The following is a 24,970-nucleotide window of genomic DNA, read 5'->3' on the forward strand; positions in this document are numbered from 1 at the left end:
AGATTAAGCAATAGCATTATTTAAAAAAACATTCAACGGGTAAATTTTCCTGCAAACGTCAGCAATAATTTCATCAGCATTATTTTTCGACAGTTCATTATTCTCCAGGTAATGGAACGCAACAAAGCTTTTGAGTTTTAGTAATTCGATATTTTCGTTACCGGCATCATAGTCTCTCGGTACGCTCTTTAATTGCTCCTGTTTCCTGAATTCGCCAAATAACTTAATAAATTCCGGATCGTCAATTATTTTCTTCAGATCATGGGAATTATAGTCAATTTCCTGGCGAATGGCTTTTAAATGAGCAGCTTCCGGCATCCAATATCCACCCGCAATGAATGATTTCTCGGGAGAGATTTGTAGGTAATATTCCGCGCCGCCAAGCTTATGCCCTTTAGTGGGAATACTAACGCCAAAATTATTTTTATAGGGTGTTTTATTTTTGCTGAAGCGGATATCGCGGTAAATGCGCATTACACATTTTTTGGGGTCGAGCTCCGTATCGATATTGGGATCTATTTTCTGCATCAGCCTGATAAGCTTTGCGGCAAAGTCAATTACATTTTCACGGGCAGCATCGTAACGCTCCTTATTTGCCTGGAACCATTCGCGGTTATTATTTTCAACCAGTTCTTTTAAAAAATCAAAGGTATGGCGTTGTATCATCGATATCTAAATGGGGCTGATAATTTATTTTTGGTGACAGCCAATATAAAAGTAGAACACGCGAATACCTGAAATTTATTGGGGAAAGCAACAAAAGGCCTATCAATATTGCCGCTGTATAAAGCCATGGAGAATCGGCATTGTGTGTAATAGCATAAGTTGCGGCAACCAAAATAAATCCTTCAAAAACATTTAATGCATAGCTCACATACATGGCTGCGTAAAAATATCCCGGCTCAATTTCAAAGTGCAGGTTACAGTGCGGACAATGATCATAAATTTTGTTTGACCCAAAATTGTACAAACCACCACTGAACATAGCTCCGCGCCTGCAACGCGGGCACTTGGTATGCAGCATTGCCCACGATTTTGGTGTTTGGGGGGAATTGTTATTGTTCATGGTTCATAGATAATGGTTCATGGCCAAAGACGGAAATATGTAATCTGGTTCCATGAACCATCAACCATGAACTTCCTAGTTCAAATTCAATTTCTCGTCGCGTATGTTCAGGTCAACATTTTTACGGCGGTATTTTTTGTACCAAATGATGCCAGCAACAGTAACTGCAAGGTAAGGCGCGCCAAGTAAAAACAGGATCCCATTATTAAGTCCGTTTGCAGCTGAACCTCCATTTGCTGAATTACTTGCAACCGTAGCGGCGCATTGTGCGCATTGTGCATTAGCAGATATGGCGCTTATTACCATCAAGCCAAATACAACCAGGAATAATGTAGTTTTTACGCTTGTTTTCATAGGGCAAATTTAATTAATAATAAGTTAGCAAGCAATTGTTGGTTTCCTCCCTATTGAAATTGCACACCTACGTTATCACTCGTTATTATTTATATTTTACTGCGAACCGGAGGTATCTGCGGCACATTAGGCCCTTTTGAAACACCCGAGTTTACTCCTCAATAAAAATAATATGGCGAGATCATCAGGTAAACAATAACGCCGGTAACAGTTACATACAGCCAGATCGGGAACGCCCACCTGACCAGCTTTTTGTGCTTTTCCACCTGCATCTTTAAACCATGGTAAAAGCTGAGCAGGATAAGCGGCAAGACGCCGGCAGCCAGGATAATGTGCGTTATTAGTATTACGTAATAAACATATCTTAAACTTCCGGCAGCGGCAATTTCGGCGGCGGATAACTTACCATCGCCATCAAGATCCCCATAGTGAGCTTCGAGGGATAAGTAGTGGTATAATATATACGACACCAAAAAAATTGATGAAAGACAAAACGCTGCGATATTGATGCGTTTGTGCCAGGTGACATTGCCATGGGTAATAAAGTATAAGGATATCAGCAATAAAACACTGCAGGTGCCATTTATTATGGCATTTAACTTCGGCAGCATAAAAGTGAATGACGGGATCACCGCCGGCCTCGGAATAATCTTCAAACTCAAAATAAATACCACCAGGAACACAAATACAGAAACCCCGGCCACGAAACGGAATATAAATTTATCAGTCATTGTTGTTACAATATGCGTTCTACTTAATATAGCTCAATCAATACAGCCCAGGATCATTTTTCCTCAACTCCTCAGATATCAACACTTTTATTTCATCGTTAAGGCGACCAACTTCGTCAGTTTGTGCACCACTATAGTAGCCTCTTATCCGTTTTTCCCGGTCTATCAATACGATCTTATCGCTGTATATAAAATCGTTCGGTCCGCTTTGAAAGGCGTTCACCAAAAAGCCATTGCGGGCTAGATTGTATGTTGTAGCAGTATCACCCGTTAAAAAAACCCTCTTGTTACCAGTCGGCATTAATTGGGCTGCGTACCGTTTTAATGTACCAGCATCGTCCTGCTTCGGGTTAACTGTTATGGAAACAAAGTACACCATTTTGTTTCTTATATAGTCAGCCGCTACGGTACTGATATTTTCGTTCATCACCTTGCAGACCGTAGGGCAGCCGGTGTAAAAAAAGTTCACCACCACTATTTTGTTATCAAAATATTTAAGCGATACCGGGTTGCCGTCCTGGTCTGTTAATTTAAAATCGGGCAGGGTATGGTATATGGTATCCGGAACATCTTTCCCTTTAACCTTGTGGGTGGTTTTAGCGATTGCTTTTGGGCCGAAAACAGCAAGCGGTTTATACCTGTTTTTGCCGCCAACGTTTAGTAAATAATATAAAAATCCCGGTACTAATAATACAAGTACCAGGATCGAGATTTTTTTAAGTATGCCTGCTTTCTTCATTAGAGCCCAAGCTGACTCCGAAGGTCAATCCAATAATGGCTCTCATTTGTAAGTACCAGTATTAAACCGATAATGAAAAGCACCGGGATTACGATAGCAAGGATCAGTCCCGTTTTTTCAAATTTCAAGTGCATAAAGTAGCCTATTATGTAAAATGCTTTTACCAGCGTTAACACAATATAAATAGGATTTATCCATAACGCTCCCGGATGTTTTGGAGCTATAACAAGTGCTACAAAAAACTCGATAGCAGTTATACCCAACAGGATGTAAAAAACCTTAAGTATTCTTTTTTTAGTCATTCCCTCATGATCGCCATGTACGGCTTCTGCATGATGTATAGTTGCGGTTTCTGATGACATATATAATATCGTTTTAAATTATCAAACTAAATAGAAGAAAGTAAATACAAACACCCACACCAAATCTACAAAGTGCCAGTAAAGGCCAACTTTCTCAACCATTAAATAGCTGCCACGTTTTTCATACGTTCCCAATAACACATTGATTGTAATAATGATATTGATAACAACACCTGAGAATACGTGGAAACCATGGAAACCGGTAATGGTAAAGAACAAGTTTGCAAACTGGTGCGACGACATTTGCTGTTGCCCAAGTGGAACACCTTCTTTAAAGAATTCCTTTAAAGTTTCTGCATTGGGAATCGCAGACCACCAGAAACCTTCGCTATGCAAGTGATTCCACTCCAGCGCCTGGCAGCCTAAGAACATTAAACCGCCAATTACGGTAGCTATCATCCAGCCAACAACTTCCTTTCTCGCATTACGGTGCCCTGCTTCAACAGCCAGTACCATTGTAACTGAACTTAATATCAGGATCAAAGTCATCAGGCCCACGAAAACAAGCGGAGCGCCATGCTCAATAGAGGTACCCGGAACTGACTGGAATACTAGTGACGGAGTTGGCCATGTTGGCGCGCTAAAACGTAAAGCTCCGTAAGAGATCAGTAATGATGAAAATGTAAAGGCATCCGAAAGGAGGAAAAACCACATCATCATTTTACCATACTCTACGTTAAAAGGCGATCTGCCTCCCGACCATGGTGTTGATTTTACCTCATCAACTTGTTGTGTTACTACTGTACTCATTTGTACTTGGATAATAGATTAATTTTGGTTCAAAAGTAAAAAAACATACAGACAAATCCACATAATATCGAGAAAATGCCAAAAAATAGATGCCATCTCCATCTTAAATATATTCCTGACTTGTGGTATGTTCCTGTAAGTGGCAAACACTGCATTTAATAATACAAGTAAGCCTGCAATAACGTGTGCTAAATGCACCCCGCTAAAAACGTAAATAAACGACCGCGATGCGTTCGGGTTCGAGAAAAAGATTTGCATTTTAAAGGCAAGCACATACCATGCATAAATCTGGATGGCAAAAAAAGCTACGCCTAAAATAATGGTAAACCATAAATACATTCGCTGTTTACCAATCTGCAGCGTTTTGGCGGCCTTAGATGCCAAGTGAAGTGTTACACTGCTAAAAATAATAACAAACGTGCTGTACCTGAATGCCTCCGGCATAATTACCTGCAAAGCGTGCCCTCTCCCCCCACTATAAACTATAAACGCGCTGATAAATCCGGAAAAAAGTAATACAGAGGTGAATATAAAGATCCACATGCTGAACTTTTTTGCGCCAAGATTTAGCTTGTCTTCCTGTTGTATCTGAGCCATCATCTCCCTTTTCCTATAAAATCAAATAAAAACATTAACTGCACTATCGGCAGGTAAAAAAACGATCCGTACATCAATTTCTTTGCCGACGGGATCTCCAGATCCTTCATTAGCTTAAATGCCAAATAAAAGAACATCAAACTGCACACCAACGATACCCCGCCTACATAGTACCCGCCGTACCCATAATAAGTTGGTAACAAACTTACGGGTATTAGTATTAATGTAGATGCAAAGGTAAAAATTGCACTTGTTAAATTTCTTTTTCCTGACGGAAGTAACCTGAAACCCGCCAGTTTATAATCGTCATCCAATACCCAGGCGATCGCCCAAAAATGAGGGAACTGCCAAACAAACTGGATGCCGAACAATATTAATGCAATTTCATCAATTTTTGGGTGCGCTGCAACATAACCGATAAGCGGTGGTAACGCTCCCGGTATGGCGCCCACAAAAACCGCAATTGGCGATTTCCTTTTTAATGGTGTATAAACAAACGCGTATAAGATCACCGAGAATACAGAAAGATATCCCGTTGTTAAATTAAGCTTACCCAGCATAATAGTACCGGCTATCCCCATAAATAAACCCATTACCAAACCCTGACCCGTAGTCATCCTCCCGGCGGGAATAGGCCTGTCCATGGTGCGCTTCATCAGCTTATCAAGATCCTTTTCTATAATCTCGTTAAAGCAGTTTGCTGCCGCGGTTACTAAAAAACCGCCGCCTATCAACATCAGCCAATTGGTCCAGATGATCTCGCCATTAACCTTACTGCCAATTAAAAATGATATGGAAGCCGAAAACACCACCAAAAACGTGAGCCTTAATTTTATCAGCTTTGAAAAGTCCTTCCAGATCATGTATGTATCCCTCCTTTAACCGACCTGTATAAATTAAGCATCAAGTAAAACTGGCCGCTAAAAACCAAGGTCGCCAATACAAGGTGTATCGCCTGCGCTGCCGGTGGTAACGACCAATATGATAATATTATTCCGCTAACAATTTGCAGCATGATCATCAAAAAAACAAAACTCATGATCTGTTGCTGCAACGAGTGACGGCTAAACGTGCGCCTTATCAGCGCATATAAAACGGTGTTAGCTATCAGTACCAATATGGCAACATCGCGGTGGCGCTCAAATATAGCCCCCGCACCGCTGATCCAGTCATCTCGATAGCCCCCTTGCAAATGGCCTGCTACGGCATCAATCTTTTCGCGTACCTCGCTGCCGAATGCAATCTGCAATATACTTATAAGCAAAGTCAATAATGTAATGATATGTGTTATCGGGTTTACTGTAAATTTAGGTCGCCCATGTACCCTTGCTAAATGGTAAGTGATTATTGCGAGCGCCACTATAGCCATCGCCAATAGCATGTGTACTGTAACCACCCATGGCACCAGGTTTGTCGATACCACGATTGAGCCCAACCACGCCTGGAAGCCGATCAATAACAAATTTAAGATGCTTAATACCGGGATCAGCTTATTTTCCTTACGATAACTGAACGCAAAAATAGCAGTCAAAAGGCAAAAAATACCGGTGATTTCGCCAATCACCCTGTTGATATATTCTGTCCAGGTTTTTGCAGCGTTAAACTCCTCCGGAACAAGTATTGATTTATCCTCACGGATCCGTTTGGCCAGGTCTGTGTAGCCGAATACATCAAGCGTTTTGGCAAAATGTTGATTCTTTGCAAGATTCCCTGCAAGGTATTTCTGCTTATAGTCCTTTGGAAGTTGTGCGCTATTAGTTGGGGGCACATACATGCCGAAACATTTCGGCCAATCGGGACAACCCATTCCCGAACCTGTACTACGAACAATTCCACCAGCGAGTATCAATACGAAGAGCAGAATTACAGTAGCGAGGTTAAATTTTTGGAAACGAATTTTCGACTTGGATGTCCTCATTTTTCAAAGCTGAAAGCCAAAAGCACAAAGCGGAAAGCCGGTAGTAGCTCCTCAACATGCCTGCTCCAGGTGTTGTATCAGTATATTTAAAAATTTAGGGTACCTGTTATGGAAATACTTCCGGTACAGATACCCTAAAAAGATCAGATCAGTAGTAAAACTATTTTACTGCTTCGTTAGCTTTTTGTGCATTTGTCCATTTGGTGTATTCTTCCAAACCGCCCGGATTATCTTCAAAATCATGCGGAAGATTAGAGCTCATGGTTTGTGAGAATGGAACTGTTTGCGGTATAAAGTCTTCATCATGACCAGGCTTGCTGTAGTCATATGGCCAACGGTAAACAGTAGGGATCTCTCCTGCCCAGTTACCATGAATATGTTCGATAGGCGCTGTCCACTCCAATGTATTTGCGTTCCATGGATTCTGAACAGTTTTCTTACCCCAGAATATAGAATATACAAAATTGAATGCAAATGCCAGCTGTGCGATACCCGCCATAATTGCCGACCAGGTAACAAATACGTTTACTGTTAACCAGCGTTTCATCGATTCAAACTCGGTGAAGGCATAGTAACGACGAGGTACGCCATCAAGGCCCATAAAGTGCATCGGGAAGAATACCAGGTAAGCGCCGATAAATGTCAACCAAAAGTGCAGGTAACCTAAACGCTCATCCATCATACGACGGTACATTTTAGGGAACCAGTGGTAAACACCTGCAAGCATACCAAATATAGCCGCAGATCCCATTACAAGGTGGAAGTGGGCAATAACGAAGTAAGTATCGTGTAAGTTGATATCCAAAGCAGCGTTACCAAGGAAGATCCCGGTTAAACCACCAGAGATAAAGAATGAAACCATCCCGATAGCAAACAACATAGCCGGGGTGAAGCGGATGTTACCGCGCCACAATGTAGCCAGCCAGTTAAATGTTTTTACCGCCGATGGCACCGCAATTATCAATGTAGTGATCATGAACACACCGCCCAGGAACGGATTCATCCCCGTTACAAACATGTGGTGACCCCATACGATAAATGACAATACAGAAATACCTATTAGTGAATAAACCATTGCGTGATAACCGAAGATTGGCTTACGCGAGTTTACTGCCAGTACTTCGGATGAAAGACCCATCGCCGGCATAATTACGATATACACCTCAGGGTGACCCAGGAACCAGAACAAGTGCTGGAACAGGATTGGGCTACCACCTTCATAAGGTTGCGGAACGCCACCCAGAACGATATCTGAAAGATAGAAGCTTGTACCAAAGCTGCGGTCAAAAATTAGTAATACCACACCTGCAACTAAAACCGGGAATGATAATACGCCTAAAACAGCAGTAAGGAACAACGCCCAAACTGTTAAAGGCATCTTCCAAAGATCCATACCTTTGGTACGCATGTTTAATACCGTACTGATATAATTGATACCGCCCATTAATTGTGAGGCGATAAATAAGGTCATACTGATGAGCCACAGCGTCATACCCATGCCCGAACCAGGCATAGCCTTTGGCAATGCCGATAACGGAGGATAGATCGTCCAGCCACCACTTGCCGGGCCTTTTTGCACAAGGAATGATGATAACATGATCAAACTGGCTATAAAGAAGAACCAGTATGAAAGCATATTAACAAATGGCGATGCCATATCACGTGCCCCTATCTGAAGAGGGATCAATAAATTCGCAAAAGTACCGCTCAAGCCCGCTGTTAACACAAAGAATACCATGATAGTACCGTGTATAGTAACGAGCGACATATAAAAGTCAGGGCTTAAACGACCGCCTGGAGCAAAGTGACCAAGCAATGTTTCCAAAAATGGAAATGATTTATCAGGATAAGCAAGCTGAATTCTGAACAGGATAGACAAGCTCATCGCAATAAATGCCATGATGATACCTGTTACCAGGAATTGCTTCGCGATATATTTGTGATCCTGGCTAAATACGTAGGTATTCAGAAAAGTTGCTTTATGGTGGTGTTCGTGACCGTCTTCGTGGTGTACTACTCCGTGATCGTGAACTGCTAATGTTGACATAATCGTTACTCTTATATTAATTGTTTAACGCTAATCTGTTTGAAGCTGCCGGTACAGCAGTTTTGTTGTCTGCGAAATGCAATTCCTTCTTTAACTGATCTGTTAAATATGGTTTCTGTTTTGAAATCCAGTCCTGGTATTCAGCTTGTGAAACAACACGTACTACCCTCTGCATATTGTAGTGGGCTCCTCCGCATATTTTGTTGCAATAAAGCAGGTACTCAAATTTGGGATTATCAGTTTTTCTCCTCATCTCTGCCGTAGTAATGGTCGGAATAAATTTGAAGAAAGTTGGCAAACCGGGTACCGCATTCTGCTGTAACCTGAAGTGAGGCATATAAACGCTGTGGATTACGTCCTGCGCGTGTATGTTCAAACGAATTGACTGATGAACCGGTAGCACCAGTGTGTCAGCTGAAATATCATCAAAACTATTGCGATCTTTAAAATCAACACCCAGTTTATTCAATGGAGTTGTTAACCTAAAATTCAGCGACCCAAGCTTTCCATCAGTACCAGGATAACGAAACTCCCACGCAAACTGGTGGCCTGTTACGTCGATGTTGAGGTCACCCTTAACTTCAGAGCTGTTCTCTACCCGCTGCCAGGTAAAGAATCCAAACACAACCAATATGGTTAATACAACAGCCGGAACAATTGTCCAAACCTTTTCAATGGTGTTATTGTGTGGTAAAAAGTAAGCTTTACGTTTGTCAGACCCGCGGTAAACAAATGCAAAGCCAAACAGGCAAATCTGTGTAATTACAAATACAATCAGCGTAAGGATGGTTGTTGTGGTAAACATGTCATCAATAGCGCCACCGTGTGCCGATGCAGCTTCAGGCAACTTCATGCTTCCCTGTACCGTTAATGACCAATAAGCGCCGTACATACCTGCTATCAGGAATAATATACAGCAAATGCCCATTACACCGTTCCAGTTTACACCTTTCTTCCCCTGCATTTGCTGGGTAAGGTCATAAACCCTTAGTATTTTGCCCAGTATGGCAACGCAAAAAGCAGCTACCAAAAATAGTAACACATAGTAGCCTACGCCTGTCCACATCGCACTTTTATCAGCCGCAGCTGTATCAGCAGCAGCCGCTGTTGCCTGCGCCATTAACCTGTCGGTGCCAAACAGCACAAACGCTGCCAAAAGCGATAGTGTTTTTTTAGAATTTATTAGTTGTTTGAATCCCATTTTAATGGTTGTTTGGTATTCTTTTATTAAAGTGCAAAAATAACAATTATTACAAATGATGATGAAGACTCTCTTCCAGCAACGGATGTTTTTTAGGAATAAGCGATTTGAACTTGCTCAACGCTGTTAACAGCATGAATATAAACAAGCCTGCAAATCCTACAAATAGCGCCAGATCAATAGGGCTCAATATAGTATACCATTCTGAACCCTTTGCAGCACCTATTGTACCAGGCATAATCATTTGCCAGTAATCAAGCCAGTGACCGCAGATCAATATGATACAAGCAGCCTGTAATACCTGTACCTTACGCTTTGAATCGCGTGACATTAAGGTAAGCAACGGTGCTAAAAAGTTAATGATAATATTTAACCAGAACCAAGGCTTAAATTGCGGCTCCCATCTTTTGTAAAAATAAGTGGCTTCTTCCGGAATATTAGCGTACCAGGTTAAAAGGAACTGGGCAAACCATAGATAAGTCCAGAACACCGAGAACCCGAACATTAACTGTCCTAAGTTATGCAGGTGATCTTCGGTTACCCATTGCATATAACCCGCTTTTCTTAAAAGAATCAGTGTTAAAGTAATAACCGATAAACCGCTAACCCAAAGAGCTGCAAAATTATACCAGCCAAACATAGTTGAGAACCAATGTGCCTCCAGCGACATGATTGTATCAAAAGCAAATAAAGGAACGGTAAACCCAAATACTAACAGGAATATAACCGACATTTTAAAGCTCTTATTGTAGTTAAACATACCGCCTAATTCGTCCTCGTTGTTTGAATATTTAACCAGCATGCGGCCAATTAAGCTGTAGCTGCCAAGATAAATTGCCAAACGTGCCAGGAAAAACCATGTATTTAAATAACCGGACTTAGCTGTGATAACGGCATCGAAATTTTCGCTATGCGGATCAGTAACACCTTTAAGCGCCCAAAGTTTATATAAGTAAGGAATTGTTGTTATCTTTCCTTCTTCGTTAGGGCCCTGGTGGGTGGTAAATAATCCAGCAATTATAATAACAAGCAAAATTATACCGGCATATGGTAAAACCTTTGCAAATGCCTGCGGAACACGAAGCACCGCTGTTGACCAGCCCGCTTGCGCCACGTATTGTACTGCGCAAAAGAAGATCCCGCAAATACAAACGCACGACATGTAATAACCATTAAGCAATAAGTCTGCAAAAGTGCGTTCGCCATTTGTTAAAAACCCTGCGATCAATCCAATCACGCCCACCGCGATCATGATTATGCTCCAGGTTTTGGCTGTGCCCTTAAATTCAAATTGCCCGTCGAAACTATGAGAATTGTTCATTAATAATAGCTTATAAAGTTTGTAAATGGTGAACGTACATAATTACCTTCCAGCGCTCCTTAGGCTCAAGCTGTGAAGCGTATGAACCCATTTGGTTTACACCATAGGTAATAGTATGATAAATTTTACCGTCTGTCAGGTCCTTCATTGCACCACCGCGTGATGATTGTCCCTTTGAATATGATGGAGGCGGCGGGAAACCGTGCGCAACCACCAGGCCATCGCCTTGTCCGCTTACACCGTGGCATGGTGAGCAAAAATGCTCAAACAAGATCTTGCCATCGGCATAGTTTGCCTGCGTTTGCGGCAATGTACTTTTTACTTCGAGGCCCGCTTTTTCATAGCCGTCCTTAGTGTTCGGATAATCAAATCTTACAAAACCCACCGGGGTAGTACCCGCAGGCGGAAGCTGTGCAGTTTTACCATCCTTAAAGTTGTTATTCGCCTGATCAGGATCAAATGCGATATGCTCGTACATATTGGGAGCGTATTCCCATCCGGTGCTTCTCTTATCCTTGCATGATGAAATTATCAACGATGCAACAATAGTAATAACCGTTATGCCCAATATTTTAATTTTATTCATAGCTAACATATTTTCTATCGTTATGCTTAACTTCTACAGCTCCTGCTTCTTTTAATAAATTAGTGATATCCTCGTGTGGAATGTTTCCCTGTGCATCAATGGCAATAACAAACCTGTCATCAGTTGCCCTCAGGTCCATTACCCTTGGCGTACGGCCCGGGAACAGGTGAGTTGCATAGAAAAATGTAAGTGTCATACCAAATGCTGTAAATAATACAGTCCACTCAAAAGTGATTGGAACAAAATCCGGGATAGCAAATGCCGGCTTACCGCCAATGTTCATAGGCCAATCCTGTACAAGCATGTAATATGCCATGCTGAATATAGTTGTACCACCCAGGCAGCCAAACATAAATGCTGCATAACCCAAACGTGAATCCTTTATACCAAGCTTTTTCTCAATACCGTGGATAGGCATCGGTGTATAAACATCGTAAATAGGAACACTGTTCTTTTGTAGTGTGTCAATCCCGTGCATCATTTCATCAGGATCTGCAAAAAGGCCTAAAATATATTTCGTGCTGCTCATTTTTATGCTTTTTTGTAATCAGTAATATCAACGCTGTCAAACTTGGTTAATGATTCTTCATAGAATTCAACCTGTTCACCTTCCAAATGACCGCTCTTAATTAGTTTAAGCTTAGCCTGCTCACTGCTGCTCTTCAATATCAGTTTCACTTCGGCCATTGCTATTGATGGCAACACACGAATGAATAAAAGGAACATCGTAAAGAATAAACCTATTGATCCGACAAATACGCTAACGTCAATCCAGGTTGGATAGAACATGGCCCAGCTTGACGGCACAAAATCGCGGTGAAGGGAGATCACGATGATTACAAAACGTTCAAACCACATCCCGATATTAACCACTATAGATAATACCCATGAAATTGGAATATTTGTACGGATTTTTTTAAACCACATCAGCTGCGTCATCAGTACGTTACAACCGTACATCATACAACCTGCCCACCAGTACGGACCGATAAACCTGTTTAAGAATGTATACTGCTCATATTCGCCGCCTGAGTAATAAGCAATAAAGAACTCAGTTAAGTAAGCCACACCTACAATTGATCCGGTTAAAAGGATGATCTTATTCATCGCTTCAATGTGGAACATGGTGATGTAGTTTTCAAGCCCTAATACCTTACGGGTTACCAGCAACAGCGTTTGCACCATGGCAAAACCTGAGAAGATAGCTCCCGCAACGAAGTATGGAGGGAATATGGTAGTGTGCCATCCCGGTTCAAGGGAGGTGGCAAAGTCCATGGATACAATGGTGTGTACTGATAGTACCAGTGGTGTTGAAATACCTGCCAGAATCAAACAAACAGTTTCAAAACGCTGCCAAGTTTTCACTGAACCCGTCCAGCCGAAGGACAATACAGAATAAATTTTTCTGCGGATGCCTGTAGCGCGGTCACGGATGGTTGCCAAATCGGGCAATAAACCTGTGTACCAGAATACCAATGATACGGAGAAGTAAGTCGAGATCGCAAATACGTCCCATACCAGCGGTGAGTTAAAGTTAACCCATATAGAGCCGAACTGGTTTGGCAGCGGCAAAGGCCAGTATGCTAACCATGGGCGGCCCATGTGTGATACTACGTATGTTGCGGCGCAAATTACCGCGAAGATCGTCATCGCTTCTGCCGACCTGTTGATGGAGTTACGCCAGTTTTGACGGAACAGCAACAAGATGGCCGAAATAAGTGTTCCGGCGTGACCAATACCTACCCACCACACGAAACCGGTGATATCCCAGGCCCAACCTACTGTTTTATTTAATCCCCACGAGCCTATACCATACCAAAAGGTATAACTCACGGCAAAGACCCAAAGGCATGCACCCAAAGAGGCGACAGAAAAACCTATCCACCATGCTTTGCCGGGCATATTTTCAACAGGGCGCAGTACATCATTTGTTATTTGGGCGTAGGTGATGTCCTTTCCCGTAATTAACGGTTCCCTGATAATTGATTCACTATGAGATGCCATATTTTAAAATCTCTCTTGTATAATTTAAGCCTCTAATTCAGATATATTCCTAATTTTTGTTTGGTAACCAACACCTGGCTGTACACCAAGCTCTTCCAGAACGTAATAAGTTCTTTCGCTGGCCAAAGCTTTTGAAACTTCAGAGTCAGGATCGTTTCTGTTACCAAATACGATAGCGTTAGCCGAGCATGTTTGCTGGCAAGCCATCTTTATCTCTCCGTCTTTAAGCGGGCGTTTTTCAATTTTAGCCTTTAATTTACCAGCCTGGATCCTTTGGATACACATTGAGCATTTCTCCATTACCCCACGGAAACGAGTGGTAACATCAGGATTCAATACCAATAATGTGTGATCATTTTGAAGATAGTTTTCAAAACGTGCATCATTCCAATAGTTAAACCAGTTAAAGCGGCGAACTTTGTAAGGGCAGTTGTTAGCGCAGTAACGTGTACCTACGCAACGGTTATAAGCCATATGGTTTAAGCCTTCGCTCGAGTGAACGGTTGCTAATACCGGGCAAACAGTTTCGCATGGTGCATGGTCACAGTGCTGGCAAAGCATTGGCTGATAAACCACCTTTACGTGATCAAGCTGATCGGTATTAAGGTCTGCAATTGCATGCTCCCTGGTTACACCACCATCTCCTTTATCATCAAAACTGTAATAACGATCAATACGGATCCAGTGCATTTCGCGACGACGTTTTACTTCGTCCTTACCTACAACCGGTACGTTGTTTTCTGCACTACATGCTACCACGCAAGCACCGCAACCGGTACAAGCGTTTAGGTCGATAGCCATTACCCAATCATAGGTAGGGCGTTCATATTTTTGCCAGAACAGGTTATTCTTTTCAGTATAATCCTTATGATCTTCGCTCTTACCGGTACCTACAGCAGGATTCTTTTTGTATTCAACAAATGTTGCTTCCTTTATGATGCTGTTACGGCCCTCGATAGAGTGGTGTGTTTGTGTTTGAGCCAAAGGTGAGTTATCACCGGTTGGAGTTAATGTAGCGGTAGCGCTGGTTTGGAATGTTCCGTTGCGCAGACTGTAGAAAGGGAATGCATTTTGACCAACGCCCTTACCTACCGGACCAACAACTGTGCGGCCATAACCAACAGCAACCGATATGGTGCCTTGTGCCTGGCCTGGTTGTGATAAAACAGGTAACGCAACTGAATAGCCGTTTGCATCAATTTTAACGACGTCGCCATCTACCAAACCTTTTCTCTTCATATCTGAAGGAGCCATGGCAGCGAAATTGTCCCAGGTAACCTTCGAAACCGGGTCAGGCAATTCCTGTAACCATGGGTTGTTGGCACGCTTGCCATCACGCATTGCCACGCTTTGGTAAAGTTGAACTTCCGTTTTATCACCTGCAAGTTCCTTGCTGTGGTCTAAAATAGTTTGTGCAACTGCGTTAAGGTCCTTAGCAAAGGTATATGAACCACCTGTTACCGGCGCTGCCTTTACAAAACCTGTTTGTAACAAGGTTTCCCATCCGCTTTGGCCAGATAAGCCGCCCTTAGCTAGTAAGGAGGTGTTCCAGTTATTTCTTACGTAAGAGTAGTAATCTTTTAAAGGATTGTCGCTCCATTTCATCAGGCTTTGTTCAGCCTGGCGGGTATCGTATACCGGGTTAATGGTTGGCTGCAATACAGTGTAGTAACCTGATATTGCATTGTCATCACCCCATGATTCCAAATAATGGTGATTTGGAGCCACTATGTTACACAGGCTTGAAGTTTCATCAGCGTTTGAAGCGAAGGAAACCTTCAGGCGTACTTTCTTTAGTCCGTCAGCAATATCCTTGCTGTTGTAATAATCGTAAGCCGGGTTAGCATTCAGGAAGAACACTGCATCAACTGCGCCGCTCTTCATATCGCTTACAAACTCAACAAACTCGGCATCGTTACCTGCATATTGTAATGATGGATTGTCCAGATCGATTGTAGTGCCGTAGCTGCCTAACAAAGAGTTGATAGCGTTTACCAATACTTGTGTAGCAACATCATTTGAACCTGCTACAACTAATGCTTTGCCTTTAGCTGCAACCAATTCCTTAGCTGCTATGGTAATTGCATTTGCTGCAACTTTATTATCTATTGTTTTTGTACCCGGTAATGTGCTGCCTGATATTGCATTGTATAAAGCTACCAGCGCCGGGCCTTCTTCCGATGGTTTGATCGGGATCCTAACGTCGGCGTTTGAACCTGTAAGGCTCATACCAGTTTCAAACTGGATATGACGTGACATTTTTTTGCTCTCCAGCGATTTGATGTTCCTGTTTGAAACATACTGGCGGGTGAACTCTTCAGGAGAGATCCAGGTGCCAAGGAAATCAGCAGCAAAACTTACGATGATGTCGGCCTTATCAAAATTGTAATGTGGCAATACTGCCTTACCAAAACTATTCTGATTACCTTTTATAATACCATTGTACGATACTGCGTCGTAGTTAATGTGTGCCGCAGTAGGGAATTGTTTAATGAAATCAGCAATAACGCCCAAAGTTGACGGGCTGCTTACTGTTGATGATACGATGCGGATCTTTTTGCCACCAGCCTTGATAGCCAGCAATTCCCGAACAACAAAATCATCAACCTGCGCCCATCCTGTTTCAGCGCCATTTTTGGTTGGGCTCTGGAAACGGTTGGTATCATACAGGTCAAGCACAGATGCCTGTGCCTGTGCGCTTGCACCGCCCTTTGCTAAAATATCATTTGGATGGCCTTCAATTTTAATAGGTCTGCCCTCGCGGGTTTTTACTAAAATAGCCTGGCCGTCGTAAGTTGAAACGTAATAGTTAGGCACGCCCGGGGTAACTTCCTCAGGTTTTATTAAATAAGGTAACGACTTATGTACCGGTACTTTTTGACAAGCAGCCAGTGTTACAGCACCAACGCCAAAGCCAAGTGCTTTCAAAAAGTCGCGGCGCGGGGTTCTGCCTTCTAAACCACCACCGGTTAAAACTTCTTCGATAGGAATAGGCTCCGCAAATTCGTGTTTGTTTAATTCAACAAATTCCGGGGTTTTGTTCAGCTCTTCTAAACCTTTCCAGTATTTTTTATTGCTATCCATTTAAGCTATATAAACTGTAATGCTACGTTTTAATAATATTAATAATGGCACTTGCCGCACTCAATACCACCCATTAATGCTGCGGTAACTTTTTTGCCGTCCTTTAACAGATCGTGTACTTGTTGCAGGTTTGCATAGTATGCGTTGCCCTTAAAATCAACATTGGTACGCTTGTGGCACTGGATACACCATTTCATGGTAAGCGGAGAGTATTGGTATACTTCCTTCATTTCCTGGATAGGTCCGTGGCAGGTTTGGCATTTTAACTTGGCCACCTTAACGTGCTGTGAGTGGTTAAAGTAAGCAAAGTCTGGCAGGTTATGGATCCGTACCCATTGCATAGGATGCGTTTGGGTGCTGTCGTATTTTTGAGTTTTAGGATCAAATCCCAGTGCGTAGTAGATCTTCTGAATCTCAGGCGACTCAGTTTTAACAACCTTGTGGCAGTTCATACACACGTTTAATGACGGGATCGATGCATTCTTTGATTTGTAAGCACCTGAGTGACAGTACTGGCAATCAATTTTCATCGCGCCGGCATGCAGGTCATGCGGGAATTTAATAGGCTGTACCGGCTGGTAACCCTGGTGAACGTTGGTAGTCCACATGGTAACCCAGGTCCAACTGCCTAATGCAAGTGTTCCGCAAAGCAGTACGAAGAAAACCAGCTTCTTATTTTTAGCAAGCTTTTTTAAACCGGCTAAACGATCAACAGGCTCACCTCCAACTTCGGCAGTTTCTAATGCTAAAACTTCGGAACCTTTTGATAAAAGGCGTTCTAATGTTGCAATTACCCTGTTTAATACCAATATGATAATAAACGCAAGCACAATAACACCTAATAGGGAATAGATCACCACATCGCTTGGGCCCGATTCAGTGGCCGTTTCGCCACCTTTTGCAGGCCCTGCTTTGGCAGCATCTTGCTCTGTTTTCCATTCAGTACGAACGTAAGTGATAATGTTGGTCACATCAGCATCAGTAAGTTCAGGAAAAACAGTCATGCCTTTCTGTTCAAACTTTTTAAAGATCGCAACTGCTTTTGGGTTGTTAGCTGCAATTAAGGCCTGGTTGTTTTGGATCCACTTGATAAGGTATTTATCATCGGTCTCCTCGGTAAGCTGAGGGCCTAAAGCCGGACCTGTTAATACCTGGTTTATCTTATGGCACGCGGTACATTTGGCCTTAAAAAGGGCCTCGCCCTTAGCTGCATCCCCCTGCGCATGAGCGTATGAGCCCAAAAAAGCAAAACAGGCAATCAGTAAAACCGACCGTGAGAATTGTTTAAAAATCAATGAGAAACTCCTCATAAAGCGTATTTATACTAAATAATTTTATTGTTAATGATTGATATTCACAGAGAAATGTATATATAACCCGAAATTTTCAGTCACAAAAGTAAAATTTATTACAGTATCAGTGACAAATAAATGACAGCAATATATAATTTATATTAATTCTAAATAAGTATTTATTGTGTTCAAAACGGCTTAAAATCCTTAAATATAGTGTCAATTTCACAGCATTCGATAAGACGTTATTAATCAAAAGTTTACACGGGTTTTGCAAAACGTATAAATTTTTGGTAACAATTACCGCCGCTGCACGTCATAGTTTATCAAGCCTCCTGTCATTCCGGAGTTTTGGACACATTAAACTTAAAATTCATCTATCAGCTCCCCGGCTGACTTTCTCGTCAATCCAAAATAAAACTTTTGCCCGGGATGATAGTTATCTCTTAATTCAAAATTTTCAAATGCCGGGCCACCGGGGACGGCCGTGTAAGCGCTTTTATCAGGATTTTCCGCACCCCAGTATTTCACCCGGCCGTTTACCCTTACCTGTAGTGAACTGTCGTACCCCGCCGAGTCAACCCGCCAGTATTGGGTAAGTTTATAAAATGGCCGGTAACGCCAACCCCATTTCTTCAAATAATCCGGCTGTTGGGGCCATGCGGCAAGTTCATTAAACGTCTCGTTTGATTCTGCACAAACCATCAGGTCGCCATGCTTATTTTTGAGCATTTGGCTGGCTGGGTAGGGTTCCTTTTCTATAAAATCGATATCATCATAACCGGCAAATAATTTACGCGAATCGATCACCTTATCCTTTAAATATAACAACCTCAATCTTGAGTAATTACCCATGGTTGCCGTTAACGCACAGCGTTCCATTATTGCACTGCCAGGCTGGTTAAAAATTTGCAGACCTAGCTCACCCGGTTTATCACTGCTGATGGTGACTTTTAAATAAGGATGTGCACCGTCGTTGAACTTTTCCATGCAGATAAAAAATGAGAGTTGTTCAATAGTTGGATTTTGCGGATCAGGGTGTGTAATAGTGCCGCGTGTATTGGCATAAGGTGTAAAGCTATCTGCATCCGGTTTATCTGTCGCCCACAAAAATTTGCCCCATTTACCATCCCCCCGAGATGGTGAAACTTCGCTAAATTCCATATCTCCGTTTACAACCGGTTCAATGGCGATATAATTTATCAAATTAACCGAACCCTGGTATTCGTATCCAATCCGGATCAATCCGCGTGGGCCGCCATCTGTTCCCGGCCCGGATGGCTCAATCGATTTAGGCCAAAGACTAAAGACTATCCCACCCTTAATACCCCACATCGGCGGCGATTTTTCATTATCCGGGCGGATCCATTGTACAGACTGGGCGCTTGCAAATTGTATAGAGACGAGCAGGCAAAGACCCGTGAAAAATAAACTAAGATTCATAGGATTTATGAGATTATAAGAAAAAGTCTGTCTAGCATATATTATTGATAAGCGTAAAAATCCTAAAATCCTTTTGTCCTATAAATCTTAGTTCAGCAGCTCTTGGGTCACCTTATGCCACTTTCCGGTATCAATAAGTACCAAAAAACAAACAATTTAAATTTTATTTTTATGAAATCAAAAATTTCAATCACGCTGATGGCGGGGCTTTTCCTGCTGGGCGCTTGTGAAGGCCGCAGGGACAAAGAATCTGCTGATTCAACATCTGTTTCTACAAGTAAAGAAAAAGCAGTCGACCTAAAAAAAGACACGCTAAAAACCGGCTCCAAGCTGGTAAAAAAGGCCGACATCCGCTTTAAGGTAAAAAACGTGCAGCAAACCAGTGAACAAATTGCAGCTTTGACGACCAGCCTTAACGGTATGGTGATCCATCACACCATCAACTCCACATCCGAAAACAGCGCCGACATTAAAAGAAGCAGCGATTCCATTATGCGGGTTACCGTGGTGAATACCACTGCCGACATGACGGTGAAAATCCCACCGGCAAACCTGGAGAGTTTTATGCTGCAGGTAACGCGAATGGGCTTATATGTAGAGAATAGCCATATGGATATTACCGATAAGTCACTCGATTATCTGTCGACCCAAATGAAGCTTAAAAACCAAAGCGAAAGGGTCGCCAAAAACAAACAGGATGCCGCCACAGCAAAGAACCCTGACGACCTACTGGCCTTTAAAAACAATATGGTTGATCAGCAGATCAATAATCGCCGCACGGATGACTCAGTTAAAAACAGTGTAGTTACGCTGAGCTTTTATGAAAGCAATGTGATCCATCGGGAAATTATAGCCAACAGTGATCTTTCGGCTTATAACCCTCCGGCAATCAAACAACTGGATATGTCATTTGAAAACGGCTGGGGGGTGTTTGTTTCATTACTGATTGCGCTTGCCAATGCATGGGTAATTTTCCCAATCGGCTTTGGTGTTTGGATGCTGGTAAGGTATCTCAAAAAGAAACAGCCGGCCGCTTTGGTAAAAAGCTAAACAATTTTCTTTAAATGCTGCCGCGAGTTTAGCGGCAGCGTAACTCGTGGTTGTGCATTTCGGAAGCTTTCAGCTTCACGATGAGCAACTCCTATGTCCATTTTTAAATAAATCAATAACAAACTCATGAAAACAAAAATATTAATGATGCTGCTTGCAGGTATTATCCTGTTGGCCGCATGTAAAGGAAAACACGGCTCTGAAGAATTTGTAAATAATAACGCCAGTAGCGCCGATAGTGCCCGTATAACTGATTTTTCACCAGTAACCCCAAAAATTGTAAAAACTGCCGACATGCACTTCAAAGTAAAAAACGTACAGCAAGTCAGCGAAAAAATCACTGCCCTAACTACAAGTTATAAAGGACTGGTGATGCATCACCAGGTTGGCTCTTCGGAATTGCGAAGCACTGATATTCACAAAACCGGTGATTCCATAATAAGGGTTACTGCCTTTAGTAACAATGCGGAAATGACCGTGAAGATTCCGTCAGAAAAACTGGAAGACTTTATGAACGAAGTTGGGCGACTTGGTATTTACGTCACTAACCGCCAATTGGATCTCTCTGATAAATCGCTGGATTATTTGGCGGCACAGTTAAAACTGCAAAGCAGGAAGGAATTGATAGATCAGCAGAAAAAAGGAAAGGTGATTATAAAAAATCCCGCAAATGTTTTGCTTTTGAAAGATGACATGGTTGATCAGCAAATCAGTAACCGTCAGATCGACGATGCAGTTAAATACAGCGTTGTATCGCTAAGCTTTTACCAAAGCAATACCATTTATAAAGAAACCATAGCCAATGATGATCCGTCGGCGTATAACCTTCCCTTCTTTAAACGATTTATTGAATGCATTGGAAATGACTGGATGATCTTTGAGCTGTTCATTCTCGGACTGGCCAATATTTGGGTGTTTCTTGTTGTCGGCTTTGGGATATGGGTGTTGATAAGATACTACCGCGCCAAACGGGTGGCGATTGTAAAGAACTAGTGATTTACAAAATGCTTTATAGCGACGGGTTTAAAACCCATCGCTATTGAAAAATCATGATGGGTGTCATAAGAAAAAAATAAAAAAAATTCTTTTCACGAAAACCTTTTACGTATTCGGTTGTTCTCAGTTGGCTAAACCCTAAATCCATTGCCATGAATACTAAATTTACAATCCCTGCCGGTCATAATTACATGATAAATGTAAGTGAGGATGATGAGCTGCAATACTGGGCCAAAAAGTTCGGCATCACACCCGAAAAATTAAAATCGGCGGTGAGGGCTGTCGGTTCATCTGTTGCCACCATCGCCCGGTACCTGAACAAAAAATAATGCAAGTGCTCACGACATCATTGACGACGCCTTCAGCTTCGCAAGGGACAGTTACAACCTTTACCTCATGATTTACAATATTTACTTCTAAGAAAAACCATTCCCCGCTCATCATTGTTAATATAAAAATCAATTATTAACAATGGACTATAAGACTTATACCCATAGCACTGAAACAGACCTCATAGATGCAAGTGAGTATTACGAGGTGGAATACTGGTCGAATAAATTTGGTGTAACACCTGAAAGGTTAAAATCGGCCATAAACGCCGTTGGCTCTTCTGCCAAGGCGGTAGAAGCCCATCTGCAAAAATAAAGCACACGACTATGAGCCTGGAAAAATATGCCGAGAAGCGCGACTTCACCAAAACTGCCGAGCCTAAGGCAGGCAAAAGCAGTGACAAAAGCAAGCTTAGGTTCGTAATCCAAAAGCACGATGCCTCTCGGCTGCATTATGATTTCAGGCTGGAGATGGATGGCGTGCTGAAAAGCTGGGCGGTACCAAAGGGTCCATCAACCGATCCTAAAACAAAACGGCTGGCCATGATGGTTGAGGATCACCCTTATGATTACCGCACATTTGAGGGCATTATTCCCGAGGGAGAATACGGCGGCGGTACCGTGATTGTTTGGGATGAAGGAACCTACGAACCCATCGATAAGATAGAAGGCAAAAAGGCGCAGGAAAAAGCTTTGCTTGCCCAACTCAAATCAGGCCAGCTTAAAATAAAGCTGCATGGCGAAAAGTTGGAAGGCGAGTTTGCGCTGGTTAAAACGCATGGCATGGGCGATAATGCCTGGCTGCTGATCAAACACAATGACGATTTTGCATCAACTAAGGATATCACCAAACAGGATAAATCAGTTATCTCGGGCAAAACCATTGAGAGCATGGAAAAAACCAGTGAAAAAGTTTGGCAGCACGGACACGAAGAAGATGTAGAAGAGGAAAAACCAAAAAGTAAAAAAAAAAGCCCTCCGCAACCGGTTGAGGAAGTTGTGGGTGAAAACACCGATGTTCCACTGGTGGATACGGCTGGGGCCGATGTTGCGGCGCTTATAAAATCAGCTCCAAAATCTGCTGTCCCCAAAAATGTAAAACCAATGAAGGCTACCCTGGTAGATGAGCCTTTTGATGATCCCGACTGGTTTTATGAGGTAAAGTGGGATGGCTACCGCGCCGTTGCATTTATCAGTAAGGATGATGCGCAGCTTATCTCGCGTAATAACCTGCCATTTGATAAATTTTATCCCATCAATAAAATTTTAAAGGACTGGAAGATCAATGCTGTTATCGATGGTGAGATCCTGGTGCTGAATGATAAAGGAATCTCCGATTTTGGCGCCCTGCAAAACTGGCGCAGCGAAGCCGACGGCGAACTGGTTTATTATGTGTTTGATATTTTATGGTACGAGGGTAAAAACCTGATGGGTTTGCCGCTAAGAGATCGCCTCGCTATTTTAAAGGATGTGCTACCCATAAATGACGACCGCATCCGTCAAAGTAAAGTATTTGAAACAAACGGAATAGAATTTTTCAGCGCAGCCGAAAGGATCGGGCTGGAAGGCATCATCGCCAAAAAGGCAAGCAGTGTTTATACATCTGATCTGCGCTCGAAGGAATGGCTGAAGATAAAGGTGCAGCGCCGGCAGGAAGTGGTTATCACCGGCTTTACAAAAAATGAAGGTACCAGCAAGTCGTTCAGCGCCTTAACAATGGGCGTTTATGACGATGGCAAGTTGCGTTATGTTGGAAAGGTAGGCACAGGGTTTAACGACAAAATGCAGAAGGAAATGATGGCCCAGTTTAAGCCCCTCATCACCGATAAAAGCCCCTTTGATGTGGAGCCGGATGTAGATAAGCCATCGCGATTTCGCCCGCAACGCTTAGGCGCCAAACCAACCTGGCTGAAGCCGGAGTTGGTTGGCGAGGTTGCCTTCGCCGAGATCACCAGCGATGGCGTGTTCAGGCAGGCATCATTTAAAGGTATGCGCAGCGACAAAAAAGCAAAAGATGTGATACTGGAAACACCAAAGGAAACAGCAGAAACCGTGGAAGAAGTTGACAACAAAAAAGCGGATGCTCATAGCAAGGCTATTGAGCCGCCAAAGGGAAAATCGCCCAAAACGTTGCTTAACCCGACTGATGAAACGCAGGTACGCAAAATCTGTGGCCACGATTTAAAATTCACTCACTTGAGTAAAGTTTACTGGCCTGAGGATAACGTGACCAAGCGCGATATGTTCAATTACTATTACCAGGTTGCTGAATATATTTTACCTTATTTAAAGGACAGGCCAATGTCGCTCAACCGTTTCCCGGGCGGCATTCATGAATCGAGTTTTTATCAAAAGGACATTAAAGGCAAGACGCCCGACTGGATCACCAAGACATTCCCATACACCACCAGCGATGGTGAGCACAAAGAATATTTAGTGGGAAGTGATGAGGCGGTATTATTGTGGATGGCTTCACTTGGTTGTATTGAGATGAACCCGTGGTTTAGCCGCGTTCAATCACCTGACAACCCGGATTATTGTGTAATCGATCTGGATCCCGATAAAAACACATTCGACCAGGTAATTGAGGCAGCGCAGGAAGTGAAAAAGGTTTTGGATGCGATTGATGTTCCGTCCTTTTGTAAAACCTCAGGCTCAACGGGGATGCATATATATATACCATTGGCTGCGAAGTATGATTACGACCAGTCGCAAATGTTTGCGAAGATCATAGTAAGCATTGTACACAAACAGATCCCGGACTATACCAGCCTGGAACGGATGATTGCCAACCGCAAAGGCAAAATGTACCTTGATTTTTTACAGAATCGCCCCGGGGCAACCATTGCGGGCCCTTATTCCCTTCGCCCTAAGGTTGGCGCAACAGTTTCCATGCCGTTGGATTGGGATGAGGTAAAACCGGGTTTGACCATGAAGGATTTTACCATCTTCAATTCCATCCATCGCATTAAGGAAACCGGTGACCTGTTTAAAGGCGTGTTAGGTAAAGGGATTGACCTGGAGAAAACGATTAAGAAGGCACAGGGGTTGTTTGGGGAGGTGAGTGCAAATTAGAAAAGGGGGCCGTCATGCTGAGGCA

Annotated in this window: 24 protein-coding genes; 5 read left to right on the top strand and 19 right to left on the bottom strand. The window is 42.7% G+C overall.

Features of this window, described 5'->3' with window-relative positions; genetic code table 11:
• Positions 1-3: 3 nt before the first annotated feature.
• From KXD93_RS13720 to KXD93_RS13810, 19 genes are all read right to left on the bottom strand, one after another.
• Positions 4-666 carry a DUF2461 domain-containing protein gene (locus tag KXD93_RS13720; protein ID WP_258137698.1) on the bottom strand — a complete coding sequence of 221 codons (663 nt, stop codon included), beginning with the start codon at positions 664-666 and terminating at the stop codon, positions 4-6.
• Positions 644-1,066, bottom strand: coding sequence for a DUF983 domain-containing protein (locus KXD93_RS13725; protein WP_258137700.1), 423 nt, complete (start codon positions 1,064-1,066; stop codon positions 644-646). Before KXD93_RS13725 ends, KXD93_RS13720 begins: the two co-directional genes overlap by 23 nt.
• A 75-nt stretch (positions 1,067-1,141) precedes the next feature.
• A complete protein-coding gene (locus tag KXD93_RS13730) occupies positions 1,142-1,420 on the bottom strand; it encodes a CAMCR motif-containing small membrane protein (protein WP_258137701.1) in 279 nt (92 codons plus the stop codon).
• A 158-nt stretch (positions 1,421-1,578) separates the two neighbouring features.
• On the bottom strand, positions 1,579-2,151 hold the full coding sequence (locus KXD93_RS13735; protein ID WP_258137702.1) for a DUF420 domain-containing protein: 573 nt from the start codon (positions 2,149-2,151) through the stop codon (positions 1,579-1,581).
• Between the two features lie 37 nt (positions 2,152-2,188).
• Positions 2,189-2,890 (bottom strand): SCO family protein, encoded by a 702-nt coding sequence (locus tag KXD93_RS13740; RefSeq protein ID WP_258137703.1) that lies wholly within the window; start codon positions 2,888-2,890, stop codon positions 2,189-2,191.
• Entirely contained in the window at positions 2,890-3,252 is a 363-nt protein-coding gene (locus KXD93_RS13745) for a cytochrome C oxidase subunit IV family protein (RefSeq protein ID WP_258137704.1), read from the bottom strand. The genes KXD93_RS13740 and KXD93_RS13745 overlap by 1 nt, the downstream gene beginning before the upstream one ends.
• Before the next feature lie 21 nt (positions 3,253-3,273).
• Complete coding sequence (locus tag KXD93_RS13750; RefSeq protein WP_258137705.1) at positions 3,274-4,002, bottom strand: cytochrome c oxidase subunit 3; 729 nt, start codon at positions 4,000-4,002, stop codon at positions 3,274-3,276.
• Positions 4,003-4,020: 18 nt separating this feature from the next.
• Positions 4,021-4,602 carry a cytochrome c oxidase subunit 3 gene (locus KXD93_RS13755; RefSeq protein WP_258137707.1) on the bottom strand — a complete coding sequence of 194 codons (582 nt, stop codon included), beginning with the start codon at positions 4,600-4,602 and terminating at the stop codon, positions 4,021-4,023.
• The gene (cyoE, locus tag KXD93_RS13760) at positions 4,599-5,462 is read right to left on the bottom strand and encodes a heme o synthase (protein WP_258137709.1); all 864 of its coding nucleotides are present in this window, start codon (positions 5,460-5,462) and stop codon (positions 4,599-4,601) included. The genes KXD93_RS13755 and cyoE overlap by 4 nt, the downstream gene beginning before the upstream one ends.
• The gene (locus KXD93_RS13765; protein WP_258137710.1) at positions 5,459-6,517 is read right to left on the bottom strand and encodes a COX15/CtaA family protein; all 1,059 of its coding nucleotides are present in this window, start codon (positions 6,515-6,517) and stop codon (positions 5,459-5,461) included. The genes cyoE and KXD93_RS13765 overlap by 4 nt, the downstream gene beginning before the upstream one ends.
• 160 nt (positions 6,518-6,677) lie before the next feature.
• Positions 6,678-8,564: a cytochrome c oxidase subunit I gene (locus KXD93_RS13770; protein ID WP_258137711.1), complete on the bottom strand. Its 1,887-nt coding sequence runs from the start codon at positions 8,562-8,564 to the stop codon at positions 6,678-6,680.
• Between the two features lie 16 nt (positions 8,565-8,580).
• Positions 8,581-9,765 carry a cytochrome c oxidase subunit II gene (locus KXD93_RS13775; RefSeq protein ID WP_258137712.1) on the bottom strand — a complete coding sequence of 395 codons (1,185 nt, stop codon included), beginning with the start codon at positions 9,763-9,765 and terminating at the stop codon, positions 8,581-8,583.
• Positions 9,766-9,814: 49 nt separating this feature from the next.
• Entirely contained in the window at positions 9,815-11,086 is a 1,272-nt protein-coding gene (locus KXD93_RS13780; protein WP_258137713.1) for a quinol:cytochrome C oxidoreductase, read from the bottom strand.
• A gap of 10 nt (positions 11,087-11,096) precedes the next feature.
• Positions 11,097-11,672, bottom strand: a complete 576-nt coding sequence (locus tag KXD93_RS13785) for a c-type cytochrome (RefSeq protein ID WP_373417360.1) — start codon at positions 11,670-11,672, stop codon at positions 11,097-11,099.
• Entirely contained in the window at positions 11,665-12,201 is a 537-nt protein-coding gene (locus tag KXD93_RS13790) for a DUF3341 domain-containing protein (RefSeq protein WP_258137715.1), read from the bottom strand. The genes KXD93_RS13785 and KXD93_RS13790 overlap by 8 nt, the downstream gene beginning before the upstream one ends.
• A 2-nt stretch (positions 12,202-12,203) precedes the next feature.
• Positions 12,204-13,676, bottom strand: a complete 1,473-nt coding sequence (nrfD, locus tag KXD93_RS13795; RefSeq protein ID WP_258137716.1) for an NrfD/PsrC family molybdoenzyme membrane anchor subunit — start codon at positions 13,674-13,676, stop codon at positions 12,204-12,206.
• Positions 13,677-13,700: 24 nt separating this feature from the next.
• Positions 13,701-16,760: a TAT-variant-translocated molybdopterin oxidoreductase gene (locus KXD93_RS13800; protein ID WP_258137717.1), complete on the bottom strand. Its 3,060-nt coding sequence runs from the start codon at positions 16,758-16,760 to the stop codon at positions 13,701-13,703.
• A 38-nt stretch (positions 16,761-16,798) separates the two neighbouring features.
• Positions 16,799-18,070, bottom strand: a complete 1,272-nt coding sequence (locus KXD93_RS13805) for a c-type cytochrome (RefSeq protein ID WP_258137718.1) — start codon at positions 18,068-18,070, stop codon at positions 16,799-16,801.
• Positions 18,071-18,418: 348 nt separating this feature from the next.
• Positions 18,419-19,495 (bottom strand): hypothetical protein, encoded by a 1,077-nt coding sequence (locus KXD93_RS13810; protein WP_258137719.1) that lies wholly within the window; start codon positions 19,493-19,495, stop codon positions 18,419-18,421.
• Positions 19,496-19,666: 171 nt separating this feature from the next.
• On the opposite strand from KXD93_RS13810, the gene KXD93_RS13815 reads away from it, so the two are divergent.
• The 5 genes from KXD93_RS13815 (at position 19,667) to ligD (ending at position 24,945) form a co-directional block, all read left to right on the top strand.
• Positions 19,667-20,545: a DUF4349 domain-containing protein gene (locus tag KXD93_RS13815; RefSeq protein ID WP_258137720.1), complete on the top strand. Its 879-nt coding sequence runs from the start codon at positions 19,667-19,669 to the stop codon at positions 20,543-20,545.
• Between the two features lie 126 nt (positions 20,546-20,671).
• Positions 20,672-21,538 (top strand): DUF4349 domain-containing protein, encoded by an 867-nt coding sequence (locus KXD93_RS13820; RefSeq protein ID WP_258137721.1) that lies wholly within the window; start codon positions 20,672-20,674, stop codon positions 21,536-21,538.
• A 155-nt stretch (positions 21,539-21,693) separates the two neighbouring features.
• Positions 21,694-21,870: a DUF3606 domain-containing protein gene (locus tag KXD93_RS13825; RefSeq protein WP_258137722.1), complete on the top strand. Its 177-nt coding sequence runs from the start codon at positions 21,694-21,696 to the stop codon at positions 21,868-21,870.
• 142 nt (positions 21,871-22,012) lie between these two features.
• Entirely contained in the window at positions 22,013-22,186 is a 174-nt protein-coding gene (locus KXD93_RS13830; protein WP_258137724.1) for a DUF3606 domain-containing protein, read from the top strand.
• Between the two features lie 11 nt (positions 22,187-22,197).
• Entirely contained in the window at positions 22,198-24,945 is a 2,748-nt protein-coding gene (gene ligD, locus KXD93_RS13835; protein WP_258137725.1) for a DNA ligase D, read from the top strand.
• Positions 24,946-24,970 lie beyond the last annotated feature (25 nt).

Source organism: Mucilaginibacter phenanthrenivorans (assembly GCF_024721155.1).
Lineage (GTDB): Bacteria > Bacteroidota > Bacteroidia > Sphingobacteriales > Sphingobacteriaceae > Mucilaginibacter > Mucilaginibacter phenanthrenivorans.

What these genes read in the sequence shown, in the direction of transcription:
- KXD93_RS13780 (WP_258137713.1), bottom strand. Translation starts at nt 11,086, where the DNA reads ATGAACAATTCTCATAGTTTCGACGGGCAATTTGAATTTAAGGGCACA.
- KXD93_RS13830 (WP_258137724.1), top strand. Translation starts at nt 22,013, where the DNA reads ATGGACTATAAGACTTATACCCATAGCACTGAAACAGACCTCATAGAT.
- KXD93_RS13810 (WP_258137719.1), bottom strand. Translation starts at nt 19,495, where the DNA reads ATGAATCTTAGTTTATTTTTCACGGGTCTTTGCCTGCTCGTCTCTATA.
- KXD93_RS13770 (WP_258137711.1), bottom strand. Translation starts at nt 8,564, where the DNA reads ATGTCAACATTAGCAGTTCACGATCACGGAGTAGTACACCACGAAGAC.
- KXD93_RS13745 (WP_258137704.1), bottom strand. Translation starts at nt 3,252, where the DNA reads ATGTCATCAGAAACCGCAACTATACATCATGCAGAAGCCGTACATGGC.
- KXD93_RS13725 (WP_258137700.1), bottom strand. Translation starts at nt 1,066, where the DNA reads ATGAACAATAACAATTCCCCCCAAACACCAAAATCGTGGGCAATGCTG.
- KXD93_RS13785 (WP_373417360.1), bottom strand. Translation starts at nt 11,672, where the DNA reads ATGAATAAAATTAAAATATTGGGCATAACGGTTATTACTATTGTTGCA.
- KXD93_RS13765 (WP_258137710.1), bottom strand. Translation starts at nt 6,517, where the DNA reads ATGAGGACATCCAAGTCGAAAATTCGTTTCCAAAAATTTAACCTCGCT.
- KXD93_RS13820 (WP_258137721.1), top strand. Translation starts at nt 20,672, where the DNA reads ATGAAAACAAAAATATTAATGATGCTGCTTGCAGGTATTATCCTGTTG.
- KXD93_RS13775 (WP_258137712.1), bottom strand. Translation starts at nt 9,765, where the DNA reads ATGGGATTCAAACAACTAATAAATTCTAAAAAAACACTATCGCTTTTG.
- KXD93_RS13825 (WP_258137722.1), top strand. Translation starts at nt 21,694, where the DNA reads ATGAATACTAAATTTACAATCCCTGCCGGTCATAATTACATGATAAAT.
- nrfD (WP_258137716.1), bottom strand. Translation starts at nt 13,676, where the DNA reads ATGGCATCTCATAGTGAATCAATTATCAGGGAACCGTTAATTACGGGA.
- ligD (WP_258137725.1), top strand. Translation starts at nt 22,198, where the DNA reads ATGAGCCTGGAAAAATATGCCGAGAAGCGCGACTTCACCAAAACTGCC.
- cyoE (WP_258137709.1), bottom strand. Translation starts at nt 5,462, where the DNA reads ATGATCTGGAAGGACTTTTCAAAGCTGATAAAATTAAGGCTCACGTTT.
- KXD93_RS13750 (WP_258137705.1), bottom strand. Translation starts at nt 4,002, where the DNA reads ATGAGTACAGTAGTAACACAACAAGTTGATGAGGTAAAATCAACACCA.
- KXD93_RS13740 (WP_258137703.1), bottom strand. Translation starts at nt 2,890, where the DNA reads ATGAAGAAAGCAGGCATACTTAAAAAAATCTCGATCCTGGTACTTGTA.
- KXD93_RS13805 (WP_258137718.1), bottom strand. Translation starts at nt 18,070, where the DNA reads ATGAGGAGTTTCTCATTGATTTTTAAACAATTCTCACGGTCGGTTTTA.
- KXD93_RS13735 (WP_258137702.1), bottom strand. Translation starts at nt 2,151, where the DNA reads ATGACTGATAAATTTATATTCCGTTTCGTGGCCGGGGTTTCTGTATTT.
- KXD93_RS13755 (WP_258137707.1), bottom strand. Translation starts at nt 4,602, where the DNA reads ATGATGGCTCAGATACAACAGGAAGACAAGCTAAATCTTGGCGCAAAA.
- KXD93_RS13815 (WP_258137720.1), top strand. Translation starts at nt 19,667, where the DNA reads ATGAAATCAAAAATTTCAATCACGCTGATGGCGGGGCTTTTCCTGCTG.
- KXD93_RS13720 (WP_258137698.1), bottom strand. Translation starts at nt 666, where the DNA reads ATGATACAACGCCATACCTTTGATTTTTTAAAAGAACTGGTTGAAAAT.
- KXD93_RS13730 (WP_258137701.1), bottom strand. Translation starts at nt 1,420, where the DNA reads ATGAAAACAAGCGTAAAAACTACATTATTCCTGGTTGTATTTGGCTTG.
- KXD93_RS13790 (WP_258137715.1), bottom strand. Translation starts at nt 12,201, where the DNA reads ATGAGCAGCACGAAATATATTTTAGGCCTTTTTGCAGATCCTGATGAA.
- KXD93_RS13800 (WP_258137717.1), bottom strand. Translation starts at nt 16,760, where the DNA reads ATGGATAGCAATAAAAAATACTGGAAAGGTTTAGAAGAGCTGAACAAA.